Genomic DNA, 16343 nt, shown 5'->3' on the forward strand with positions numbered 1-16343 from the left:
GGCCGAGCAGGAGGTCGTCCAGGGTCAGGCCTCGACGTTCTCGAGGATGCGGGTGATGCGCACCGCGTAGTCCTGGTCGACGACGACGACCTCGCCGTGCGCGATGATGCGTCCGTTGAGCTTGATATCGGCGGGGGCGCCGGCGGAGCGGTCGAGCTCGACGATGCGCCCTGGTTCCAGATCGAGCACGTCGCGCACCGCCATCCTGGTGCGTCCGATCTCGACCGTGAGCTCCATCTCCACTCCCGCGATGCGGTGCAGTCGGCGCGAGGAGTGGGAGGCGCCCGCCGGCGCGCGCGTGACGACGACGGCGAGACGGCCGACCGTGTGACCGGCATCGTCCTGCAGGTCGAAGAGCTGCACAGCCGGATCGGCGAAGAGCCTGGAGGCGTCGCCGATCGTCGCCTCACCGAGGGCGCCGGAACCCAACGCGCTGGTCGCGGTCTCGAGGGCGTCGCGCAGGCGGTCGGCCAGGGGTGTGCCGCCGAGTCCGTCGACGAGGATCTCGGGCTCGAACAGCTGCACCGCCAGGTGCGCGCTCGCCTCGCCCACGAACGGCACGATCAGGGCGTCGCCGGTGTCTCCGGAGACCTGCGAGGCGCGCGCGATGAGAGGAGAGGCCGTCGGCAGCGACGCGGCGAACGCGGCGGCGACGGCGGACTCGTAGGTGGTGGTGCTGGTCACGCGGGCTCCTCGGCGAAAGCGGGATCGGGGACGATGGTGGTCACGACGCAGGCCAGTCGTGCGCCTGCGGTGCCGACGGCCGCCGTGGCGACGGTCTGATCACCGACGACGAGGGTCATCGGTCGGTCGGCGGAGTGCGGGAACGCGATCACGTCGCCGACGGACAGATCCAGCACCTCACGGGGCAGCACGGCGCGGGGTGCGAGGCGCAGCGCGAGCTCGACGGGGGCGAGATCGACCTGACGACGGATCCGGGCAGGGGCGGCTGTGCGCTCGTCCTCGGAGGGGCGCACGGTGAAACCGGCGAGCACGGAGGCCGGAAGCATCACACTCGTCGGCACCGTGCGACCGGCGAGGCGCATCGAGAAGCGCGCGACGATGACGGGTTCTCCGGAGGCCGCGACCTGGGCGAACTGCGAGCTGTACTGGATGCCGCTGAAGGAGACCCCGGTCGGGAGCAGCCCGTCGAGCGCTCCGGTGAGATGGTCGATCGCATCGACGATGAGCGAGCGGATCAGCGCCTGCTCGATCGGGGTGAAGGTGCGCTCCTCGGACGCGGCGGATACCCGTCCGCCCACCATCTGCACGATCCAGGCGGTCGCGGCCGATGTCGGCAGCTGCACGATGAGACGCTCTTCCGAATCCGGAAGCGCGCACACGATCATGGTGGTCGTGGTCGGCAGGGACTCGGCGTACTCGCCGTAGGTCATCATCCCGACATGCTCGACCGCGATGGTGGCACGCACGTGGATCTTCGCCGACAGCTGCGCAGACCACTGCCGGGAGAACGTCTCGAAAGCCAGTTCCAGGGCACGGGTGTGTTCACGCGAGAGGGTCGCCGAACGGCCGAAGTCGTACACCTCGACTTCGGCGGTCCTCTCCACCGTCCCTGCGCGCGCTCCGGAGCGCACGCTGTCCTCGATCACCACGAACCCGACTATCGGGCGGTGATCGGCGTGCGTTAGGCGAGAGGCGGTTCAGGAGGACGGCGTTCCCGCCTGTGCCTGGGGGATGAGCGCGCGCACCTCCTCGTTCGCGTCGGAGAGCACGACGATGTCGACCCGTCTGTTCTGGGCCAGCGCCTCGGGAGCGTCACCCGCTGCGACCGGGCGAGTGTCGCCGAAGCCGACCGACTTCAGGTGCGCCGGCGGAAGCCCCGAGGCCTCGACGAGATGCCGCAGCACCTGCGTGGAGCGTCCGGCCGACAGCTCCCAGTTGGTGGGGTACGGCGCGACCGATCCGCGTACGTCGGCGTGGCCCTCGACCGAGATCTCGTTGGTGGTGGTGACCAGCACCGAGCCGAGCGCGTCCAGGACCAGGACGGCCGTCGAGCTGAGCGTCGTGCTGTTCGTGGTGAAGAAGGTCTCGGCGCTCACGAGGCCGATCGTGAGGCCGCGCTCGTCGATGGTGAAGGTGACGTCGGCTTCGAGCCCGTTCTCGGCGAGGACCTGACGCAGCCGCTCCCGCAGGGCCGACAGCTCGTCGAACTCGGTCTGCGCCGCGGCGAGGTCGACGTCGGCGAAGTCCTCGCCCTTCTCATCGACCAGCTCGGGTGGCACGACCACACCCGTGGTGGCGTCGATCTCGTCCGACGGCTCCTGCCCGAAGCCGGTCGCGAGGGAGGCGCTGAGAGCCTCGAACTTCTCCTGGTCGACCGTGGACATCGCGAACAGCACGATGAACATGCACATCAGCACGGTCACCATGTCCATGTACGACGCCATCCACCGCTCATCCGGACCGCTGTGCTCCTCCTGCGGCACGCGGCGACGGGCACGGACGCTCATGACGCCTGCTCCGTCTCCTCGGCTGCTTGGGTGCGGGCGCGACGGCCAGAGCGGGCGGAGGAGCGCTCGGACACGAGGGCTCGTAGGCGTTCTCCGACGAACTGCGGCGGGGCGCCGGTCTGGATCGCGAGCATGCCCTCCATGAGCACGGTCATGCGTTCGAGCTCGAGCTCGCCGAGACGCTGGAGGCGTCCGCCGATGGGCAGCCAGATGAAGTTGGCCGAGAGTAGACCCCACAGCGTCGCGACGAATGCTGTCGCGATCATGGGACCGAGCGTGTCGGGCTTGTCGAGCTTCTCCAGCACGTGCGTGAGGGAGACGACGGTGCCGATGATGCCGACCGTGGGCGCGAAGCCGCCGAGCGTCATGTAGAAGCGTGAGGCGGTGCGGTTGCGGGCGGCGGTCGAGGTGAGCTCATCCTCCAGCAGCGTTCGCAGGTCTTCGGCGTCGGTGCCGTCGGCGATGCTCTGAAGTGCCTGGCGCAGGAACGGGTCCTTCTCGTCCTCGAGTCCCTGCTCGAGGGCGAGGAGCCCTTCGGCGCGCGCCTTCTCGGCGTAGCCGACCACCGTGTCGATCATGCTCGACGCGGTGCGGCGCTCGCCGCGGAAGGCGCGGGGGAGCGACTTGACCGCATGCAGCGCATCGCGCACAGTACCGCTCGCGATGCCGACGGCGATCGTGGCTCCGAAGACCAGCACCATCGGGGCGGGGATCAGCAGCGATCCGATGGTCGCGCCTTCGAGGTTGATCATGGCGATCAGGGCGCCGAACGCGAGGACCAGTCCGAGGATGAGAGACGGATCCATCAGAGACCGACCTCGGAAGCGGGGGCGTCTGAATCCGTTCCGGCGGTGCTGATCAGAGCGGCGGCCGTGGCGAGCACTTCGGCGCGGAACCGGGTGATCTGCGCGATCACGTCATCCATCGTCTCGGTGACGACGAAGGTCGCACCGTCGACCATGATGAGCGTCGTGTCCGGCGTTGCCTGGACACGTTCGATCAGGTCGGGGTTCACCGCGAACCGCGAACGGTTCAGGCGCGTGAGGATGATCATGGGCTCCATCCTGGAAAGATCCGTCCGCGTTCCGGGGAGCGCGGACCCGACGGCCCGTCCTGGGCTGTCGGAGGTGACTGTCGGCTGGAGGGCGTCAGCCGTTAGTCGTGCCCGTGGGGGAGGATCCCGTGAGGGAGGACGATCAGCGCTCGGCGAGGAGGTGGTCCCGCACCTGTCGACGCAGCACCTTGCCGATGAGGGAGCGGGGGAGGTCGTCGACGGCGGTGATGCGGCGCGGCACCTTGTACGGGGTGAGCCGGGTGCGGCAGAAGTCGCGCAGCGCGTCCACGTCGAGGGCGGCGCCGTCGCGGAGAACCACGGCGGCGGCGACCTCTTCCCCGCCATGAGGTCGCGGAAGACCCACGACCGCCGCGGCCACGACATCGGGGTGCGCGATGAGGGCGTCTTCCACCTCGCTCGGCGACACGTTGAAGCCGCCGGTGATGATGAGCTCCTTCAGGCGGTCGACGATGCTCACGAACCCGTCCGAGGAGACCTGGGCGATGTCGCCCGATCGGAGCCAGCCGTCCGGCAGCAGAGCGTCGGCCGTCTCGCCGGGCCGCCCCCAGTACCCCTGGAAGACCTGCGGGCCGCGGATGAGGAGTTCGCCGGGTTCTCCGGAAGGCACGTCGACCGTCGGGTCAGCGGGGTCGACGACGCGGATCTCCGTGCTCGGAAAAGGCACGCCGACGGTGCCGGGACGGCGGGTGGGACCCATCGGATTGCCGAGCGCGACCGGCGAGCTCTCGGTCATGCCGTAACCCTCCACGAGCAGACCGCCCGTCGCCTCCTCCCAGCGCTTCACGGTGGCCACCGGAAGACTCATCGCTCCGGAGATCGCGAAGCGCACGGTCGAGAGGTCGATGGTCCCCCGAGAGGCTGCGCGGGCGAGAGCATCATAGATCGGCGGCACAGCGGGAAGGAAGGTGGGAGGCGTCGAGCGCGCCGCCGCTGTGACCAGCCCCAGATCGAACGCGGGAAAGAGCACGAGCCGGGCCCCGATGCTCATCGCGAAGGTGAGGCACAGCGTCATCCCGTACGCGTGGAACAGCGGCAGCACACCGTAGAACGTCTCCTCGCCGTCGACGAGTCCCGGCACCCACGCTCGTCCCTGCATCGCGTTGGCGCGGAGGTTCGCGTGCGTGAGGATCGCTCCCTTCGGGACGCCCGTCGTCCCGCTGGTGTACTGCAGGAGCGCAGTGTCGTCGAGGCCCGGTCCTGCCACCCGCCGCGAGATCCGCCGGTGATCGGCGAGGCTCTTCCAGGTGACGAGGTGCCGCGCCTTCGGGGTGCCGGTGAGCTTCGCGCGGGCCTCGCGTGCCCGCGGCAGGGGCAGTCGCAGGGCGAGGCGCTTCGACAGCGGCATCGCCGCGGTGATGTCGACGCTCACGACGTGCTCGACCCTGACGTCGGTGGGGAATCCGGCGATCGTGTCGACGGCCTTGTCCCACACGATGGCGACGCGTGCGCCGTGATCCTCGAACTGGTGTCGCAGCTCGCGCGCGGTGTAGAGCGGGTTGTGCTCGACCACGATCGCACCCAGTCGGAGGATCGCGTAGAACGCGACGACGTGCTGCGGGCAGTTCGGCAGCACCAGGGCGACGCGGTCGCCGGCACCGACCCCGAGCCGGCGCAGGCCCTCAGCGGCGCGCTCGACCTGCTCTCCGAGTTCCCGGTACGTGGTCACCGCTCCGAAGAAGTCCAGCGCCGGGCGTCGACCGAAGGCCTTCACGCTCGCCGACAGCATCTCCGGCAAGGTCTGCGACGGATCCTCGATCTGGGCGGGGACGCCCTCGGCGTAGGAATCGAGCCAGGGCCGGGAGGCGAGGGGAGAGTCGGGCATGTCTCCATCCTCCCCCGGGATCGCGTTTCGCGGGCGCTGTGCCTCAGCCGACGAACAGCAGGATGATCGACACGGCGACCGCGGCCGCGCCGACGCCGGCCAGGGTGATCCCGAGCACCTGGAGCGCATGGAGGAGGGGGCGTCGGGGTTCGAACCTCATCAGGCGCGGGTGTCGGGCGCTGATGAACGCGTCTACGTCCTCCCTCCCACGCCAATGGACGGACTCCTCCGCCCGGAGCGGCCGCTCCCAGAAGTCGCCGGCGGTGAACCAGCGGGCGCGCGCCCGGCCGTCCTCCTCCTCGAGGATGACGACCTCGTGGGGCAGCCAGGGACCGTCGTGCACCTTCACCAGCAGCACGATCGTGAGCAGCGGGAGCCCGACACCGAGTCCGACCCATGAGAGGATCTCGGCGATCATTCCGACAGCATCGACCGCGTTCATGACCGCCTCCGTTCTCCCAGAGACGACAGTACCGGCGAAGTCGGGCGTCCTAAGCTGACGATGTGAACGAAGATGTGCGGAATGTGCAGGCGGCGCTGGCAACTATGACCGAGCATTGGCAGCCGCACCGGCTGGCCAGCGTCAACGACTACGACGTCAAGGTCGTGAAGCTGCTCGGAGAGTTCGTCTGGCACACCCATCCCGACACCGACGAGCTCTTCATGGTGGTGCACGGGCGTCTGACGATCCAGTTGCGCGATCGTGATGTGGTGCTGGGGCCGAACGACGTCTTCGTCGTTCCGAAGGGTGTCGAGCACTGCCCGCGAGCCGACGAGGAGGTGCAGGCGATCCTGTTCGAGCCGAAGGGCACCGTCAACACGGGCGATGCCGGGGGAGAGATGACGTCGGAGCTCCGGGAGCTCGGATAGGTCGCGGGGCACGACCTGCGGCGGTGCGGTGGTGCGGTGGTGCTCAGACCGCGCGGAGCGCGTCGGCTGCGGCCTCCATCGCGTCGGCGTTCAGCGCGAAGTACGCCCACTTGCCGCGCTGCTCTCGCGTGACCAGACCGGCTTCGGTCAGAAGCTTCATGTGATGGGAGACCGTTCCCTGCGAGAGGCCGACGGGCTCGGTCAGGTCGCAGATGCAGGCCTCACCGCCGGACCCGGCGGCGATGAGGGACAACAGTCTGACCCGAGTGGGGTCTCCCAGCGCCTTGAACACCCGGGCGACGCGCTCCGCATCCTCGACGGTCATGGTCGCGGTGACAGGAGGGACGCAGCAGGTGCGGGCTTCGATCGTCGTCGGCAGGGTCACTCGCCCATCCTGTCACGTATTGACAATCTTCGATAGGTGGGAGACAGTCTTCATATTGAAGATTCTCAATCCGAGGAGATGTGATGTCTGAGCTTCCCGTCGTCGTCATCGGAGCCGGCCCTCAGGGCCTCGCCGCCGCGGCGCATCTCGTCGAACGCGAGGAGGACGTGGTCGTCGTCGAGCGCGGCCGTGGTCCCGCGGCCGCCGTATCCGAGTGGGGTCACGTGCGCCTCTTCTCGTCGTGGCCGGAGCTCACGGACGCGGCCGCGCGTCGCGTTCTCGAGCCGACCGGTTGGACCGCACCCGCGGCGGGGTATCCCACGGGGGCGGAGTGGGTGAGCGGATACCTCGCGCCGCTCGCGAAGGTTCTGGGCGAGCGGATCCGGTACACGACGACAGTCACAGGAGTCGCACGTCAGGGACGCGACAAGGTCGTCGACGGAGGGCGCAGGAGCCAGCCGTTCGTCGTGCATACGGTTGACGCCGATGGTCGGGAATCCCGACTCCTCGCTCGCGCCGTCATCGACGCGAGCGGCACCTGGGGTCTTCCCAACCCGGCCGGGGCCGATGGTTTCCCGGCTCTCGGAGAGGCCGCGGCGGCCGGTGCGATCTCCTATCGGATCCCGGCCGATGTCTCGGAACTCGCGGGTTCGCACGTCGTCGTCGTGGGGGCCGGGCACTCCGCCACGCATGCCGTGCTGCGCCTGAGCGAGCTGGCACGGCGCGCCCCGGGAACACGGGTGACGTGGATGCTGCGCCGGGGGAGCGCCGCGAACGTGTTCGGTGGCGGTGCCGGCGACGAACTGCCGGAGCGCGCGGCTCTCGGCTCTCGCGCACGAAAGGTGATCGACGACGGAGTCGTCGACCTGGTGACCGGATTCCGCGTCGCCGAGTTCCGGCAGGAGGCCGAAGGGCTGACGGTCATCGCCGAAGACGGGCGCGTCGTCAGGGGCGTCGGCCGCATGTTCGCGCTCACGGGTTTCCGACCCGATCTGCAGATGCTGCGCGAGCTCCGGACCGAACTGGATCCCACGCTCGAAGCCGTCGCCGGTATCGCATCCGAGATTGATCCGAACATCCACTCCTGCGGATCCGTGGGTGCGACCGGGGCGCGTGAGCTCGTGCAGCCGGAGCGAGGATTCTTCATCGTCGGCGCGAAGTCCTACGGTCGGGCGCCGACCTTCCTCGCGCTGACGGGCTTCGAGCAGGTGCGCAGTGTCGCCGCTCACCTCGCCGGCGATCACGAGGCAGCTGATCGCCGCGAACTCAGGCTTCCGGACACCGGGGTGTGCGGAGGGGCCGGCGACTTCGATGACAACGCGGGCAGCTGCTGCGCCGCCCCCTCCACGCTTCAGATCGGTGCGCGGCCCGTCGTCGTCGGCTGATCGAGCTCGGAGGGAGCGGCGACGAGGGGGCCTCTCCCGGGCCTCGTCGCTCGAGGAGAAGGCAGATACCCGGCACCGGAGTTCACCTCGTCAGCGGCGCCCCGCCAGCATCGAGCCGTTCCAGCACTCGCACTGCTTCACCTGTGCCGTCGTCGCCGGAGATGCTCTGCGCGAGCGTTTCTGCACTGTCGGCGTAGCGTCCTGTCGAGACGAGCTCGTCGATGCGCGCTGCGAGAGCCGCCGCTGTGGCTCTCCGCAGCGGAAGAGGGCGCGGCCCGGCCCCGAGCGCGTGCACCCTGGATCCCCAGAACGGCTGGTCTCCCAGCACCGGGCAGATCAGGCTGGGTCGACCCGCCCTGAGACCGGCCGCCGTCGTCCCTGCCCCGCCGTGATGCACGACGGCAGTGACGCGGGGGAAGAGCCAGCGGTGCGGGGCTTCGTCGATGACGTGGATGCGCGGGTCGGAGATGTCGTCGAGGCCGCCCCACCCCTTCGCGACGACGGCTCTGACCCCGGCGTGCCGGACAGCCTCGAGGACCGTCTTGCTCCGTTCCGCTGAGGGTTTTCCGAACCCCATGCTCCCGAAGCCGATGTAGATCGCAGGACCGGCTTCGAGGAATTCCCTCAGCGCCGGCGGTGGCGTCCACTCGTCGCTGTCGTTCTCAGGGAACCAGTAGCCGGTGATGTGAGCGGAATCCGGGTAGTCGGCAGGCGGCGGAACCACATGGGGGCTGAAGGGGTAGAGGACCGGTACGCGTTCGCCATCACGGTGCAGATAGTCGCTCATCCGGCTGGTTCGTCGCATCCCCAACGTCTGAGTGCGGAACCGATTGATCATCCCCCCATAGGCGAGGGCCGTGAAGCGGTTGAACTGATAGCTCAGATGGTTGACGGGTCCGGGAAATCGGCGAGCCACGAACGGGATGGCGAAGTCGCGCGTCGGAGTGAGGAAGGGGAGTGGGAGCGAGGCGACGAAGGGAATGCCGAGTCGCTCGGCTATGTGGACTCCGGCCAGCGCCTTCGGGTGAGACACGATGACGGTCGGATCGACCTTCTGCGCCACCGTCCACTGCTCGGAGAGGGAGCGTCGCATCGCCTGTGACATGCGCCGGGCGAGCGTCGCTGCTTCGACAGGACCCCGTGAGTCCGCCATCAGTGCTCGCATTTCATCGTGCATCGCGTCACCCATGGGTTCGAACCGGATGCCACGTCGCTCGAGGTCTTCTCGGTAGACGCCGGGCGCGGACAGGGTGACCGCATGCCCCTCCCGCTGAAGCCGTGATGCAAGGGCGACGTAGGGGTCGACATCACCTCGGGTGCCGAACGTGAAGATGAGTGCGCGCATCGACTCAGCCGTTCACGTCGCGGTGGCGGAGCGCACGCGCTCATGTGGCGATGTCGGGTCGTTCTCTCCCTTGTCCGAGCTCGGGCCGCTGTGCCCGCCCAGCGCTTCCTTCGCAGCGACGAGCAGACGATCGTCCGAGTAGAGACCGTGCGTGTACAACTCCAACACAGGGATGGTCGAGCGCTCCAGCAACGAGGTCGTCAGCGAGCTCTCTCCGAAGGCCCGGGCGAGGTGGCGACGCAGGATGACCGGCCCCAAGCCGTAGAGCGTGATGTACACGGCTGTCGCTTCGAGATCGGACTGCTCGCGCATCGTTCCAGCCGCGACCTGTTCTCGGAGCATCTCTCTGGTACCGGCGAGGAACGTGTCGAAGAGCCGGTCGGACGCGGTGGAATCGTCGACCAGCATCCCGGCGAGGTAGTCCAGGGCGACGCTGCGCTTCTCCAGCGAATCCAGCGCCTCTCGCATCAGGCGTGAAGCGTCCGCACCGGTCATGCCGTCGCGCTCGGAGAGGAACTCGCTCACGACGTGCGCGTCACACGCCTCCCGCAGCCCATCCTTGCTTCCGAAGTGGTGCAGGATCAGAGCCGGGCTCACGGCAGCGTCCTGTGCGATCTGACGCAGGCTGGTGCCAGCGAAACCCTGCTGGCCGAACCGTGTGATCGCCGCGTCGCGAATGCGCGCTCTGGTCGTGAGGTCTGCGGATGCTGAACGCATATTCAGAATGCTAAACGAATGTTCAGCGAAATCCAACCACCATGCGAGGGGTGGAAAGCGCCGAGACGCCCTCCACCCCTCGACCGTCGTGGGGTCAGCCCGCGGCGGGGGCGATCTCGTTGGGCGTCACGTCGAGCTCGGTGCTGGCGAGCACCTTGCCGGTGGTGAGGTCCACCGCATGAACGCTGTTGGCGGCAGGCTCGGTGACGTACGCGATGTTCCCGGCGACGACGATGGCGGGGTGGGCGTCCTGCCACTCGGCCGGACCTTCCCACGCCTTCACGACCGGGAAGCTGTCGGTGATGTCACCGGACTCCGGATCGAGCACATGGATGGCACCGTCGCTGCTGAGGATGTAGGCGAGGTCCTTCGGCCCGCGGACGATGTCGCGGAACGTGTACTCGACGCCCTCGGGAAGATCGACGACCTCGAGGGTCTTGGCCGCGGTGTCGATCAGCGTCACAGCGCTCAGCAGGTAGCCTTCCGCGTCGACGTCGTCCTTGTAGTCGCCGACGACGATCGGGCTCGTCTCACTGACGTACGCGTTGCCCATGCGGCCGTAAGGCTGGTCGGGGGCATCGAGCTTGGTGATCTCGCCGTCGTGGTAGACCAGGGCTCCGTTCTCGCAGCCGAAGACGACCGCCTCGTCCTTCGCGGTGCCTTCGCCGTGGACACCGGGGCACTGGTCCGAGGACGCGATCTCGGTGCCTTCCGCGTCCTTCGCCACGATCCCGTTGCGGCCGTCCGCGTTGCCGACCGTGGTGAGGAAGGTGCCGTCCTCCAGTACGACGGAGACGCCGTGGTGCGCCTCGACACCCGCGATGGTCTTGACCTCGGGCAACCCGTCGGTGCCCGCCAGGTCGGCGGAGTCGAAGATGGTGGTGTCGCTCGTGCCGTCGGCGTAGAGCACCGTCTTGTCGGCGTGCCGCACGACATGGCCTGGGGCGTCAGCGGCAAAGATCGTGTCGGTGAGCTCAGGCTCGTCGCTGGAGCCGGCTCCCGTGTCCAGCACCTGGAAGCCCTCGCTCATGGTGACCATCACGTGCCGTCCGTCACCGGCCGCGTTGAGGCGCGTGAACGGCTCGGAGTCGAATTCGGCGAGCGTGTCGAGCGTCTTGCCGTCGAGGACCAGGATCCCGCCCTCGTAGGAGATGGCGACGCGGGAGGTTCCGGCAGCGTCGGACGCGCTGCTGCCGGGGGTGGAAGCCGGTGCAGCGGCGTCACCGCCGGTCGAGCACGACGTCAGGGTGATGACCGCGCCGATGGCTGCCGCGCTGATCAGCGCGCGACGCAGGGGGGAGGGGGATCGCATATGCATGCCTCTTTCTCTGTGGTGAGGTCTCACGGCGTGAGACCGGTGGTGATGCGCTCGGTGTTGACACGCATCATGGTCAGGTAGTCGGGGGCGGCCTCATCGGGTCCGGTGAGCGATTCGGTGAAGAGCTCGATGACCTCGACCTGCACGTTCGCCTCGCTCGCCAGGGCCTGGACGAGGCGATCAGGTGAGGAGGATTCCGCGAAGATCGCCCGCACTCCGGTCTCTTCGATCGCGTCGACCAGGTCGGCCAGGTCGGATGCCGAGGGGGCCGCCAGAGTCGTCCCGCCCGGGATCACCGTGCCGACGACGTCGAAGTCGAACCGATCGGCGAGGTAGCCGAAGACGTGATGGTTGGTCACCAGGGCGCGGTGTGCCACCGGGAGGGAAGCGAACGCCTCGCTCATCTCGGCGTCCAACGCCTGCAGCTGGGCGCGATACGCCTGGACGGTCGTGGCCAGGGAATCCTGATCGATCCCGTCGACATCGGCGAGGACCGGCTCGACGGCGTCGACGACGTCGAGCATGCGAGCGGGATCCGTCCAGAAGTGGGAGTCCGGCATCCCGGCGGCATCCCCCTCGCTGTAGTCGAGGACGTCGATGGCATCCCCGGCCACGAACATCGGCACGTCATCCGAGGCAGCGGCATCGATATGCTGCTGCAGTCCCTCCTCGAGCCCGAGACCGTTCGAGACCAGCAGGTCGGCGTTGCGCAGCATCGCAGCCTCCTGCGCCGAGATCTCGAACGAGTGCGGGTCGGCGTTCGGCTTCATGAGGGTCACGACCTGCGCCTGGTCACCGATCAGCTCTTCGACGACGTCGCCGAGGATGTTCGTCGAGACGACGATCGTCGGACGTGAGTCGACCGGTGTCGAACAGCCGGTGAGGCTCGCCAGGGTGAGCCCGCAGAGCGCGAGAGTAGCAAGGGTCGCGAGGGAACGCAGGGAGGGCATGTCATCGTCCTGTCTCAGCGACGAAGGCCGGTGCGGTGGCGGTCTCGAAGGTGCGGGCGATGCGGGCACCGTCGGCGTAGTCGATCTCGTAGAGACGGTGCTCCGTCGGGGCGCTCACATAGGCGCGGTGCTGATCCGCGATCAGAGACGGGGTCGTGCCCGCGGCCAGCGACTCGGCGACGAGAGGTTCGGTCTCGGCGAGCACGGTGCCGTTCTCGTCGCTCAACACCAGCACGCGTCCGTCCCGAGCGAGGGCCATCAGATGACCGGCTTCATCGTCCACCGCGGTGACGTGTACGAGCGGAACAGGGGAGGGGAGCAGGGTCCAGGACCGCTCGCGAGTATCGAGGAGCCAGATCCCTTCCGCTCCGGCGAGGCCGGCGACCGTGGGACGGCCCTCGCGGTTGTCGAACGATCGCGCGGCGGGCGCTGTCGTCCCCGCGGGGTAGGGGATGCGCTCCACCTGCAGCTCCTCGCCGTCGACATGCGCGAGCAGGGCGCCGTCTCGGCATCCGATGACGGCGCCGACGCGGGTCGTGATGGTCCCGGCCAGATCGGTGCACGGCTCCTCGAGACCGGTCGCCTCTCCGTCGGACGTGTACCCGGCGACGGTCGAGTCCGCCCCGGCCGAAGCCTCGGACACCAGAGCGAACGATCCGACGGGGACCACGAGTCCGGAGTGGGGCTCGCGCTCGAGTCGGAACAGCTCGCGGATCTCGCCCTTCGACAGTGCTTCGGTATCGAGCAGCACGGCATCTCCGGAATCGGCGAACGAGATACCGGTCCCGCCTGTCGTCGACAGGTTCGTCGTCGCGATCGTCGCCGGCCCCGCCCCCGTCACGGAACCGAGAAGAGCGGGGGCTGCCCGGTAGTAGTGGAAATGATCGACGTGATCCCAGGTCCACACGCCACTGTCGACGATCTCGATACCGTCGTCGGTCTGTGCGAACAGGTAGCGTCCATCCGTCGTCACACCGGTGACGACCGGGATCTCACCGATCTCGGTGGTGCTTTCGTCGAGGAGGTCCAGGTGGGAGACCGTGCCTTCCGGGCCGATCCAGGTGAGACCGAGCTGCGGCTCGGCCACCTCCGCGGCGCCCGCGACGGCGCCGTGCCCGTTGTCGGCGGAGTCGTCGGACGGGACCGTGGTGGCCGGCGTCGTGACGCAGGCCGTCAAGGAGACGGTGAGAGCGCCGGTGAGGGCGAAGAGGGCGATGCGAGAGCGCACGGTGTCCTTCCTTTGTCGTGGTCGTTCGAGAGTTCGCGTCGTCGCGACGGCGGGCTCAGGCGTGCGGCGTCCGGGCTCCGCGAGAGCTGAGGGTGCGCACGGCCCACGAGAGGCAGGCGAGCAGGATCGCGCATGCCGCGACCGAGGCTCCTGCCGCCGTCGCGGCGTACCAGGAGGCGAGGAGACCGAGGATGACCGCGGTCACGCCGAAGACGGCCGCGAGCGCCATGCGTGTGGGGATGCGGGTGGTCCAGTGCCCGGCGGCAACCGCCGGCGCGAGCAGGAGGCCGACGACGAGCATCGAGCCGACCGCCTGGTAGGACGCGACGACGGCCAGGGTGACGAGACCTACCAGCGCGGCCCGCGCGAGCTGCGGGCGCAGTCCGAGAACCGAGGCGATGCGCACGTCGAGCGAGAGGGCGACGAAGGAGCGGTGGAACAGGATGGCGACGATCAGCCCGACAGCGGCCGCGGCGGCGAGCAGGACGAGATCGACGGCGCTGATGGCGAGGATGTCGCCGAACAGGATGGCGGTCGCGTCGGTGGCAAAGCTGCCCGAGTGGGAGATGATGATGACGCCCAGTGCCAGCATCGAGACGAACAGCAGGCCGATGCTCGTGTCGTAGGAGAGGCGTGCGCGTCGTTGCAACGCTCCGATGCCGAGGCTCATGGCGATGGCGCTGAGCGCGCCGCCGATCAGGACCGGAAGCGAGAGCACGGTCGCCAGGGCGACGCCGGGAAGCATGCCGTGCGCCAGCGCTTCGCCCAGGAATGCCATCCCCCGGATGACCACCCACGTGCCGACGATCGCGCAGAGGATCGCGACCAGCGCGCCGCCGAGCATGCCCCGCTGCAGGAAGTCCAGGGCGAACGGGGCGAAGAGGTCAGATGGGTGGCGGGGCACGGTGTCGAGACTAGAGGTTTATGAGAATGATTATCAAACTCATAAACTGGGGGCATGCTCGAGACCCGATTCCGCCCCGACATCGTCGCTTGTCTGACCGACGTCCACGTGTCCTTCAACGGTCGGGCGGCGCTGGTGGGCGTCGACGTCTCGATTCCGCGCGCGTCCCTCACGGTCATCACAGGTCCGAACGGTGCGGGGAAGTCGACGCTGCTCGAAGTGCTGGGCGGGACGAGAGTCGCTACCTCGGGGCGCCGGATCATCAGTGGAACCGTCGCTTTCGTGCCGCAACGGGCCGCCGTTCCGTCCGGGCTTCCGGTCTCGGTGAAGGACGTCGTCAGCGTGGGAGCGTGGGGAAGACTCGGTCTGTGGCGGCGCATGGATGCCGCGGCCCGAGAGGTCGTCGCGCGATCGATGGAGCGTCTCGACATCAGCGCGCTGGCGAGGCATCCGTTCGCGTTGCTCTCCGGCGGTCAGCAGCAGCGGACACTCCTCGCCCAGGGGCTGGCGCGCGGAGCTGATCTGCTCCTGCTCGATGAACCGACGACGGGGCTCGACGTTGCCAGTGCGCTTCGCATCCGCGCTGTGTTGCGCGAGGAGGTGGAGCGCGGGGTCGCCGTCGTGTGCGTCTCGCACGACCCGTCCGTGATCGGCGACGCCGAGCGGAGGATCTCGCTTCAGGAGGGGCGGGTCTGCTCCGACGTCTGATCGGTCACCGTGTCGCTCGCTGCGGAGTGTCGGGTGGCGCTGTGAGGGGGAGCGATCCGCGGCGGGCGATGGAATCGTCGGTCACGGGTGTTCCTCGACGATTGCCGGCCAGGTCGGAAGAGGGTCGGTGAATCGTCGCCAGGCGTGTGGTCCCGCGATGAGCTCGTCGTCGTCGACGGCGGCGGCGTCGAGGGCCAGACGGATTCCCTCATGGTCGAGGTCGAGTCCGGTGAGGGCCAGATCCTGTGCGGTCGTCGCGTCCTCCTGTCCTGTCGACTGCGGATCGATCCAGATCGCGGAGCCGACGTGGTCCCACCGTGCGAGGATGCCGAGGCGGGTGGCGAGACGGCAGAAGCCGGCTGATCGGAGCACGATGCCCCAGCGGCCGGAGTCGATGTCATCCAGTGCCGCGGCCAGCCGTCCCGGATGGAGTGGCCGGGGTTGTTCGTAGCGCAGTGTCGTCACCCGCGGATCCGTCATGTGGGGATCGTGCTCGTCGTTGAGGGCATGCACCCATCCGGCCCGCTCGAGCAAGGGGAGCGGTTCGCACCCGCCGTCTAACGAGGCTCGGAGATCCTCGACCGGGCCACGCGACAGTCGTGCGCGAGCGGTGGGGTTCAGGTGCGAGGTGATCGCCATGAGCAACGACAACTCGGCCGTGGGTACCGTTTCCCAGTTCACGAAGGAGACAAGCGTCGCACTCTCCACGTGCGATACCGCACGGCGTGCTCGCGATCCGAAGTCACCCCGGTCGTCGCCCTCGACTGCCACCTCTGAGAGAGGTCTGCCGTCGCCGAGGTCGTGGGAGAAGTGGAGTGCATCGACGACGCAGATCACCGAGGAGCGCGGCGCGTTCGCCAGGGCGAGGTGGGGGAGATCGATCTCGCTGTCGACGTCCACGACGAGGTGAGAAGTGCTCTGGGGCAGGGAGGGGCGTTCCGGCGAGAGCACGATGTGCTGCGGGCCTCGTCCGGGCATCGGTTCGACAAGTGCGATCAGATGGCCTCCGATGCCCTGCGCCAGCTCTGCGGCATATGACCGCCTCTCCGGCGTGCACACTCCGACCACGACGAGGGGGTTCCTGCTCTCCACGACGACCTGCTCTTCCTCACATTGACGAGACTCTCGTCTCACCCTAACTTGTTAATGAGAAAGATTATCAATA

18 protein-coding genes are annotated in these 16343 nt (G+C 68.5%); 3 read left to right on the forward strand and 15 right to left on the reverse strand.

Translation table 11 applies throughout. The features are described 5' to 3' along the window. Positions 1-24: 24 nt before the first annotated feature. From fliN to ASC55_RS15470, 7 genes are all read right to left on the reverse strand, one after another. Positions 25-684: a flagellar motor switch protein FliN gene (gene fliN / locus ASC55_RS15440; protein ID WP_055877271.1), complete on the reverse strand. Its 660-nt coding sequence runs from the start codon at positions 682-684 to the stop codon at positions 25-27. Continuing rightward, the gene (locus tag ASC55_RS15445) at positions 681-1613 is read right to left on the reverse strand and encodes a flagellar motor switch protein FliM (RefSeq protein ID WP_055877274.1); all 933 of its coding nucleotides are present in this window, start codon (positions 1611-1613) and stop codon (positions 681-683) included. Before ASC55_RS15445 ends, fliN begins: the two co-directional genes overlap by 4 nt. Positions 1614-1661: 48 nt before the next feature. Continuing rightward, a complete protein-coding gene (locus ASC55_RS15450) occupies positions 1662-2471 on the reverse strand; it encodes an OmpA/MotB family protein (protein ID WP_055877277.1) in 810 nt (269 codons plus the stop codon). After that, on the reverse strand, positions 2468-3277 hold the full coding sequence (locus tag ASC55_RS15455) for a motility protein A (RefSeq protein ID WP_055877281.1): 810 nt from the start codon (positions 3275-3277) through the stop codon (positions 2468-2470). The genes ASC55_RS15450 and ASC55_RS15455 overlap by 4 nt, the downstream gene beginning before the upstream one ends. Beyond that, positions 3277-3525 (reverse strand): flagellar FlbD family protein, encoded by a 249-nt coding sequence (locus tag ASC55_RS15460; RefSeq protein ID WP_055877284.1) that lies wholly within the window; start codon positions 3523-3525, stop codon positions 3277-3279. Before ASC55_RS15460 ends, ASC55_RS15455 begins: the two co-directional genes overlap by 1 nt. A 142-nt stretch (positions 3526-3667) precedes the next feature. Next, positions 3668-5368: a long-chain-fatty-acid--CoA ligase gene (locus ASC55_RS15465; RefSeq protein WP_055877287.1), complete on the reverse strand. Its 1701-nt coding sequence runs from the start codon at positions 5366-5368 to the stop codon at positions 3668-3670. Between the two features lie 43 nt (positions 5369-5411). Further along, positions 5412-5810, reverse strand: a complete 399-nt coding sequence (locus tag ASC55_RS15470; protein WP_055877290.1) for a hypothetical protein — start codon at positions 5808-5810, stop codon at positions 5412-5414. A 62-nt stretch (positions 5811-5872) separates the two neighbouring features. Here ASC55_RS15470 and ASC55_RS15475 point away from each other — a divergent pair, with 62 nt between their 5' ends. Beyond that, positions 5873-6238 carry a cupin domain-containing protein gene (locus ASC55_RS15475; protein WP_200935188.1) on the forward strand — a complete coding sequence of 122 codons (366 nt, stop codon included), beginning with the start codon at positions 5873-5875 and terminating at the stop codon, positions 6236-6238. A gap of 43 nt (positions 6239-6281) precedes the next feature. Here ASC55_RS15475 and ASC55_RS15480 read toward each other — a convergent pair whose 3' ends face one another. Then, the gene (locus ASC55_RS15480) at positions 6282-6563 is read right to left on the reverse strand and encodes an ArsR/SmtB family transcription factor (protein WP_055871175.1); all 282 of its coding nucleotides are present in this window, start codon (positions 6561-6563) and stop codon (positions 6282-6284) included. 143 nt (positions 6564-6706) lie between these two features. Here ASC55_RS15480 and ASC55_RS15485 point away from each other — a divergent pair, with 143 nt between their 5' ends. After that, complete coding sequence (locus ASC55_RS15485) at positions 6707-8008, forward strand: NAD(P)-binding domain-containing protein (protein ID WP_055877293.1); 1302 nt, start codon at positions 6707-6709, stop codon at positions 8006-8008. Between the two features lie 82 nt (positions 8009-8090). Here ASC55_RS15485 and ASC55_RS15490 read toward each other — a convergent pair whose 3' ends face one another. The 6 genes from ASC55_RS15490 to aztB all read right to left on the reverse strand — a co-directional run bounded on the left by ASC55_RS15490 (position 8091) and on the right by aztB (position 14470). Further along, positions 8091-9353, reverse strand: a complete 1263-nt coding sequence (locus tag ASC55_RS15490) for a glycosyltransferase (protein ID WP_055877296.1) — start codon at positions 9351-9353, stop codon at positions 8091-8093. Positions 9354-9365: 12 nt separating this feature from the next. Further along, positions 9366-10070, reverse strand: a complete 705-nt coding sequence (locus ASC55_RS15495) for a TetR family transcriptional regulator (RefSeq protein ID WP_055870285.1) — start codon at positions 10068-10070, stop codon at positions 9366-9368. Positions 10071-10164: 94 nt separating this feature from the next. Beyond that, positions 10165-11382 carry a zinc metallochaperone AztD gene (gene aztD / locus ASC55_RS15500; protein ID WP_200935189.1) on the reverse strand — a complete coding sequence of 406 codons (1218 nt, stop codon included), beginning with the start codon at positions 11380-11382 and terminating at the stop codon, positions 10165-10167. A 29-nt stretch (positions 11383-11411) separates the two neighbouring features. Continuing rightward, entirely contained in the window at positions 11412-12338 is a 927-nt protein-coding gene (aztC, locus tag ASC55_RS15505; RefSeq protein ID WP_082524383.1) for a zinc ABC transporter substrate-binding protein AztC, read from the reverse strand. A 1-nt stretch (position 12339) separates the two neighbouring features. After that, positions 12340-13566, reverse strand: coding sequence for a hypothetical protein (locus ASC55_RS15510; protein ID WP_055877299.1), 1227 nt, complete (start codon positions 13564-13566; stop codon positions 12340-12342). 55 nt (positions 13567-13621) lie between these two features. Beyond that, a complete protein-coding gene (aztB, locus tag ASC55_RS15515; RefSeq protein WP_268775994.1) occupies positions 13622-14470 on the reverse strand; it encodes a zinc ABC transporter permease AztB in 849 nt (282 codons plus the stop codon). Positions 14471-14524: 54 nt separating this feature from the next. On the opposite strand from aztB, the gene aztA reads away from it, so the two are divergent. Continuing rightward, positions 14525-15178 carry a zinc ABC transporter ATP-binding protein AztA gene (gene aztA / locus ASC55_RS15520; protein ID WP_055877303.1) on the forward strand — a complete coding sequence of 218 codons (654 nt, stop codon included), beginning with the start codon at positions 14525-14527 and terminating at the stop codon, positions 15176-15178. 81 nt (positions 15179-15259) lie between these two features. On the opposite strand, the gene ASC55_RS15525 is transcribed toward aztA, so the two are convergent. After that, positions 15260-16270: a GTP-binding protein gene (locus ASC55_RS15525; protein WP_055877306.1), complete on the reverse strand. Its 1011-nt coding sequence runs from the start codon at positions 16268-16270 to the stop codon at positions 15260-15262. Positions 16271-16343: the final 73 nt, after the last annotated feature.

The sequence above is a fragment of the Microbacterium sp. Root322 genome (assembly GCF_001425645.1).
In the GTDB taxonomy this organism is placed as follows: Bacteria; Actinomycetota; Actinomycetes; order Actinomycetales; family Microbacteriaceae; genus Microbacterium; species Microbacterium maritypicum.

Coding starts and splice junctions, on each gene's coding strand:
- ASC55_RS15470 (WP_055877290.1), bottom strand. CDS start 5,810: ATGAACGCGGTCGATGCTGTCGGAATGATCGCCGAGATCCTCTCATGG.
- ASC55_RS15485 (WP_055877293.1), top strand. CDS start 6,707: ATGTCTGAGCTTCCCGTCGTCGTCATCGGAGCCGGCCCTCAGGGCCTC.
- aztA (WP_055877303.1), top strand. CDS start 14,525: ATGCTCGAGACCCGATTCCGCCCCGACATCGTCGCTTGTCTGACCGAC.
- ASC55_RS15480 (WP_055871175.1), bottom strand. CDS start 6,563: ATGACCGTCGAGGATGCGGAGCGCGTCGCCCGGGTGTTCAAGGCGCTG.
- aztC (WP_082524383.1), bottom strand. CDS start 12,338: ATGCCCTCCCTGCGTTCCCTCGCGACCCTTGCTACTCTCGCGCTCTGC.
- ASC55_RS15465 (WP_055877287.1), bottom strand. CDS start 5,368: ATGCCCGACTCTCCCCTCGCCTCCCGGCCCTGGCTCGATTCCTACGCC.
- ASC55_RS15450 (WP_055877277.1), bottom strand. CDS start 2,471: ATGAGCGTCCGTGCCCGTCGCCGCGTGCCGCAGGAGGAGCACAGCGGT.
- aztD (WP_200935189.1), bottom strand. CDS start 11,382: ATGCGATCCCCCTCCCCCCTGCGTCGCGCGCTGATCAGCGCGGCAGCC.
- ASC55_RS15455 (WP_055877281.1), bottom strand. CDS start 3,277: ATGGATCCGTCTCTCATCCTCGGACTGGTCCTCGCGTTCGGCGCCCTG.
- ASC55_RS15495 (WP_055870285.1), bottom strand. CDS start 10,070: ATGCGTTCAGCATCCGCAGACCTCACGACCAGAGCGCGCATTCGCGAC.
- ASC55_RS15460 (WP_055877284.1), bottom strand. CDS start 3,525: ATGATCATCCTCACGCGCCTGAACCGTTCGCGGTTCGCGGTGAACCCC.
- ASC55_RS15490 (WP_055877296.1), bottom strand. CDS start 9,353: ATGCGCGCACTCATCTTCACGTTCGGCACCCGAGGTGATGTCGACCCC.